Raw genomic sequence first — 5,818 nt, forward strand, 5'->3', positions numbered from 1 at the left:
ACGAGATCTTTGAGCAATATCAAGGAGATTGCCATCATTATCTTTTTCGTTTTTGCTGATTTTCAACGTCCATGTTGAATCGTTTTTCAGATCAAAGTGTACATTTCTGTCTTTAGCAATATTCGCTCTGCCTTCTAGAGTAGACTGATCAGCGTTTAATGTGAAGGTGCCGTTGGAGATCGCTTTAACCTCTTTACCATCCCACAAATCTTTATCTTTCCATGACATTTTGTCCCAAAAAATACCATCTCCTAATAATACGTCAGCATGGACTTCTGATTTTTTAAGATTGACTGTGCCGATTGATGGGGCTGCCGCATCTTCGATGCTTTTTTCAACAACAGTTCCAACAAAAATTCCTGTACCATTTTCAGTATGAAGCTCTGCATTGGTCAGATTGATCTCATTGCTATGATATTTTTGTGGATCATGCGAGCCATTTGGATTGTTGTCAGAGAAAGTTGCGAATTGTAAACCGGCAACTTCTGCTGTGGCAGAAACATCTTTCAGATCAATATGTCCGCCATTTATTACAACCAGTGCAGCTTTTTTTGCTTCTATTTTATTTTTCTTCCCATTCTGAGGAGTGTCGGATTGGGGATCTAGATCTTTAGAATTAGTATCAATAGCGCCATTAACCATCTTAGTTGTGCCATCTTCACCAGTAGCGAGACCAATATCAACATTTTGAATGGTTGTTTTGCCATTTAATTCAACTATACTACCGGCCTCCCAAGTGCTTACACCAACGGTTGCTTCTTCGGACTCACCACCGATTATTGTTAAATCTCCGCTAATGATTTTACTCCCACTATCAGCGTAAAGACCTTCATAAAAATTTTGAATGGTTGTTTTGCCCGTTAACTGAATTTCACTACCAGAGTCCTCCGTCCATACACCAGATCGTGCTTCATCGGGGTCTTGATCAATTACTTTACCACCGACTATTGTTAAATCTCCACTGGTAATTTTACCACCATTATAGGCTCCAAGACCGTACGAAACTTTTTCAATAGTTGTATGACCCTTTAATTGAATTTCACTATTGGGATCAATGGCTATTATACCAGAAATACTGTATTCTTGGTTTTCATAAGCAGTTATTGTTAAATCTTCGCTGGTGATTTTACCACCTTTTTCTGCTCTCAGTCCGTTTCTAACTTTTTCAATGCTTGTTTTGCCTTTTAATTCAATTATGCTTCCAAAGCCATTGGCATTTGCACCGTTTCCGAAGTTATTGGTTGTTAGAGTAACATCCGTAATTTCAATACGTCCACCATTTTCTGTAAATAATGCGCCTCCATGTCCATTCAAACTTCCTCCTATGACAGCCCCTCCTTTCATTGTGATCTTGGATTCTATACCATCTGCATGGAGTGCATTACTCTTAGATGATGCGACTGTAACATTGTTGTTTAAAGTAATGGTGCTGCCGTTCCCAGCATATACCCCATCAGTGTCCCCATCGAGTGATCCTCCAGACACTGTTATTGTTGAGTGATCCTCTGCAAATATGCCTATTAGTGCTTGAGTAACGGTTACATTGTTCAAGGTTACTGTGCTGTTTTTAGCACTTATTCCTAAGGGTAGTAAACGGTTATCGTTTTCACTCGATATTACCACATCTTCCAGCTTGTTTTTTTTACTCTTACTGTCAGAAAAGGAAGCACCAGTGCTAGATAAAATGCCAGATGAGGAGGCACCCGTTCCAGAATATGTAATTGTTCCCTTAGTCATTTGAAGTGTAGCACCGTCTTTGGCTTCAAGGCCTAAGAAAATACCAGAACCAGTGCCTTTAATGGTTGTGCCCTCCAGTAACTCAATTGCACTGTTAGCACCTTCTGCTGTTACAGCATAGACGGTTTTGTTCGTGTCTTGGTCTATATCTTTATTCGTAACAATGGTTAAATGTTTTCCAATGATTTTTCCGCCATCTTTTGCGTGAATAGTTTCATAGGTTTTATCGGATACTGGTACTGTTTTTCCATCAGAAACTTCGAGGGTTTCAGCATGTACACTGAACTGGATGTTGAACAGGATGATAGCGGCTGCAGCCGTGCATGATAAAAGGGATGTTTTATACACCAATATTCTCCTTATGAGAGCCCCAAAATATTCATTCCCCCGAAAACTTCATAAGAAGAAGTGAAAATGGATAGTTGTTATTAATTTCGATAATTGTCTTTAGTTTTGTAAGATATTTTTGTTTTCTTGTCAAAATTAAAAATTAACTGATATTAACATTATATGAATTTATATTTAATACACAATGTTCTTATAATTGTTTATATTATATAATTAAATTTAATGTAAATATATATTATATAAATTTAAATATTATTATAATACTTACATATTTTATATTGTTTTTTTGTAAAGTAATAATAATGTTTTTTATGATACTTCTGCAGTTTTATATTTTATCAAAGTGAGTTATGACTGTAATACTTAAACACTGTTTCTAGAACTTTTGATTATTTCTACCTTATTTATCATAAGATTCTAATGTATTTGATCTTGATATCCAAAGGAGTTGACGACTCTAGCATACAGAACACATTTTTTCTTCTGTGGGGGATATTTTAATAGTATACGAACATTTGATAAGTTTTGATAAATAACTAGTTTTTTGTATCTGTTGATGTATCGATAGCATTTGACAGAGCCCAAGCTCATTAATCTCAATAAATTAAAGTGCTTGAAGTTGAAGGTTTGAAACCAACAGTGCTTTTATATTATCAAAGTGCACCTTCATTGAAGGATCATTGCTTTCGTTCTTTTGAATTTTTGACACACTCTTGACAAGAAAATCTAAAAAATTGCTTCTGAAGAATTTTTTATAATATAATAAAATATGTAACGTTTTTATGGTGATAGGTTTATGAGATATAAAGTTAAATTGGTAATTACCGTGATTGCTTTTACTCTCTCTGGTTGTTTTAACCTTGATTCTGAAAAGTCAAGAAGGGACGAGAGGCTTTATCATGATGCATTCATGGGCTGGTCTATGAAAGAAAAGTCTCTCGCAAAAAATTATACTGCTATCATCATGGCTGATCCGCAACCGTGGCGTTTAAACTCTGGTGATGCCAATGGAATAACAAACAGAGAGCCATGGTTAAAGATAAATGAGCAGGTTGCTGGTGTGATAAAAGCGCACAAGGCCGCGTTCCATATTGTCAATGGTGATCTGACGGAGTTTGGACAACAAAAGAACTATGATGATTATAAAAATGTTTATAAAAATTTTGGAGCGCCTGTCTATGAGGGGCTAGGGAATCATGATTATGCCAATAATGTTGGTAATTGTACAAATCCTCAAGAATTCAGTTTTTACAAAGATGCTTGTGCTATAAGTGCAGTTTCAAGAATGGTATCGGAAATCAAAAAATATCGTAGTCAATTATCGCATTTCAATGCAGATGTTACTGAAAGTTTGGTTCCCATTTCGGGTAGAAATATTCGCTCGATAAGGGGAAGTTTGAGTTATTCTTGGGATTATGGAGATGTTCACTATGTGCAGCTTCACAATTATCCAAGCTATACGGTTCGTTTGATGGGACAGTCTATGCAGGTGCAAATCAATAAATCTTTAGATTGGCTTAGGAACGATTTAGCTGCTGCTGATGCAAGAGGTAAAGTGACAATCATTAATTTTCATGATGCGCGTGCTGCTTCCATTGACGGTGAATCCTTTTTTATTCGTAAAAAGAATGCTAAAGATTTGTCGGTCTTTAAGTCAATTATTACTTCTCATAATGTTAAAGCAATCTTCGTGGGTCACACGCATTATCAGTCTTATTGCCGTGCGAAAAATGATAAGGTTTTTGGAAATATCCCTATCTATACAGCTGGTGCGCTTTTTAATGGAGATTATTACCTCATAGATGTGAAGGGAAAGACCATTCACGTTAAAGCCTATAATGGAGAAATAGGAAAACCGCTTTTAATTAAAGATCTTGGTGTTATAGGGAAAGACACCCAATTTTCCGCAAGTTGCAGTCAGTTATAATAGTTTTTTTTCTTTGTTTTAAGGATGAGGGAAAAACTTATTATATGCGCGGACTTGAAGAGCAATGAGAGTGTCTAAGTGTCACTTAAAAGTAGAATGAAAAATCAGACATCTTTTTCATATTTTTTTCAAAAATACTAAAATATCAGGTTAAGCGCTATAAGTACAATGGTTTAATGTGAACAGAGCTTTAATACAAAGCGGAATAATGGTTTGTTATTCTATTTTTTCTTTTTAGGCTTTCATCTTTGAAAAGAAGAGGAGGCTGTCGAGGAAGTATCCAGAATTACCAAGAAAGATTTTTGTTTTGATTAATTTTTTACTTATAATCTTCAAACAATTGATGTTTTGTGATGCTGTACAATTTCTTTTGATTAATCGTATGAATTTTTAATTGTATTACAATTTTATCTTCTTCTTTTATACGTAAGTAAATAGATACAATACGATACAAATATTAGTGTCTGTTTATAGTGGTTATGGTTTCACGCAATTACTCTTAGATGACACTCATATGTCTTGACAGTTTTATCTTTGCTTGGAGAGAAGTGTAAAAAGGGGATTTTAAGAAGTTTCAGTTTAGAAAGAGCTTTTTTGCCGCGAAAAGCTCTCTGATGATGCCAAGGCAAGTATGGAACAAGCAGGGGAAGATTTAGCGAGTTGGATTGTCGATGGTTTTATGGGCACCATCTCACAATTGACAGATTTTTGTAAATCTTTGCCTCATCGCATGAAGGGGTGGTTTGGGTCCATTAATTTAAGAGAGTTTTTGCCAAGTTTTTTGGGAGGCACAACAGCCATTCAACCGATTGCACAATTTGCGGGGGCGGGGCATGCCAATTACTCTGTGAGAGAACAAAGAGAGAAAGACCGCTCCACCACCACCCACAATCAAAATGTAACAGTGCATGTCAATGGCGCCCGTGATCCCATTGCCACTGGTCATGCGGTTGCCCACGCCATTCAACGGGTACGTGCCAATGCTCTGCATGGGGGAACAGAATGAGGGGAGGGAGCCTATGAGAGATCCTTTGATGATGTTAGGAGCGCATCAATTTTATGTGGACTGGCTGAATTTCCAATCCTTTGAAGAAGAGTTTTCTGCCACATGGGTTTTCCTAGAGCGTTTTGGCAGGTCCCCCAGTTTGCAATTTACCGGCTATGGCAATGATGCAAAAACCATTCATGGCGTTTGGTTTCCAGAAGAATTTGGTGACCGTGTAGCCATTGATGCCATAAGCAGAACCATTCGAAGAGCAAAGCCTGTCCAGATGCTTCGTTGGATCAATGATACGACCTATAGTGTCCTTCTCCATGGTCCCGTGGTGATCACCACGATCAATAAAGACCACGACTATATCAGTCGCTCTGGTCAATCACAACGCATCCGCTATTCCATTACTCTCTTGCCCTTTTTCAATGGAGGAAAACCGCAAGGACAATATCAGGTGGGACAATACCAAGTGGGACAAATTCCATGAAGATACCAGAAAAGCATGTTGTTGTAGAGCTAGAGGATATGAGTCTCGATCTTATCTGCTTTCACCATGCCATGGCAGTGTTCAGAGACCGCATCCAAGTTGGGGCACTAAACGGTTATTTAGAAGCCACACTAGAAGCCAATCCAGAGATTGCCAAATATGGTGTGCTTTTACCTCGGGGCTTAACGGTCATTTTGCCTGAGTTTGTGTTGTCTAATCCCCAAAGCATGGTGAAGCGGTTATGGGATTAATGCGCACATACCCCTTTATTGTGGTCAAGGTGGGAGATAAACCTGTTCATGAGGTTTTTTACCAGCGTCTTTTA

The 5,818-nt window shown here is 37.5% G+C and carries 4 protein-coding genes and 1 pseudogene; 4 read left to right on the forward strand and 1 reads right to left on the reverse strand.

From position 1 onward, the window contains the following. Positions 1–2,085: pseudogene (locus tag ACFIJQ_RS08695) on the reverse strand (autotransporter outer membrane beta-barrel domain-containing protein); the annotation flags it as partial. Positions 2,086–2,881: 796 nt separating this feature from the next. Here ACFIJQ_RS08695 and ACFIJQ_RS08700 point away from each other — a divergent pair. The 4 genes from ACFIJQ_RS08700 (at position 2,882) to ACFIJQ_RS08715 (ending at position 5,744) form a co-directional block, all read left to right on the forward strand. Next, a complete protein-coding gene (locus ACFIJQ_RS08700) occupies positions 2,882–4,012 on the forward strand; it encodes a metallophosphoesterase (protein ID WP_273788695.1) in 1,131 nt (376 codons plus the stop codon). Between the two features lie 631 nt (positions 4,013–4,643). Continuing rightward, the gene (locus tag ACFIJQ_RS08705) at positions 4,644–5,018 is read left to right on the forward strand and encodes a hypothetical protein (RefSeq protein WP_375629932.1); all 375 of its coding nucleotides are present in this window, start codon (positions 4,644–4,646) and stop codon (positions 5,016–5,018) included. A gap of 13 nt (positions 5,019–5,031) precedes the next feature. After that, positions 5,032–5,493 (forward strand): phage tail protein, encoded by a 462-nt coding sequence (locus ACFIJQ_RS08710; protein WP_375629935.1) that lies wholly within the window; start codon positions 5,032–5,034, stop codon positions 5,491–5,493. After that, positions 5,490–5,744, forward strand: a complete 255-nt coding sequence (locus ACFIJQ_RS08715) for a tail protein X (protein WP_015856306.1) — start codon at positions 5,490–5,492, stop codon at positions 5,742–5,744. Before ACFIJQ_RS08710 ends, ACFIJQ_RS08715 begins: the two co-directional genes overlap by 4 nt. The last annotated feature ends 74 nt before the right edge of the window (positions 5,745–5,818 follow it).

The organism is Bartonella sp. TT67HLJMS (assembly GCF_042193375.1).
GTDB classification, from domain to species: Bacteria; Pseudomonadota; Alphaproteobacteria; order Rhizobiales; family Rhizobiaceae; genus Bartonella; species Bartonella grahamii.

What these genes read in the sequence shown, in the direction of transcription:
- ACFIJQ_RS08705 (WP_375629932.1), top strand. Translation starts at nt 4,644, where the DNA reads ATGGAACAAGCAGGGGAAGATTTAGCGAGTTGGATTGTCGATGGTTTT.
- ACFIJQ_RS08715 (WP_015856306.1), top strand. Translation starts at nt 5,490, where the DNA reads ATGAAGATACCAGAAAAGCATGTTGTTGTAGAGCTAGAGGATATGAGT.
- ACFIJQ_RS08710 (WP_375629935.1), top strand. Translation starts at nt 5,032, where the DNA reads ATGAGAGATCCTTTGATGATGTTAGGAGCGCATCAATTTTATGTGGAC.
- ACFIJQ_RS08700 (WP_273788695.1), top strand. Translation starts at nt 2,882, where the DNA reads ATGAGATATAAAGTTAAATTGGTAATTACCGTGATTGCTTTTACTCTC.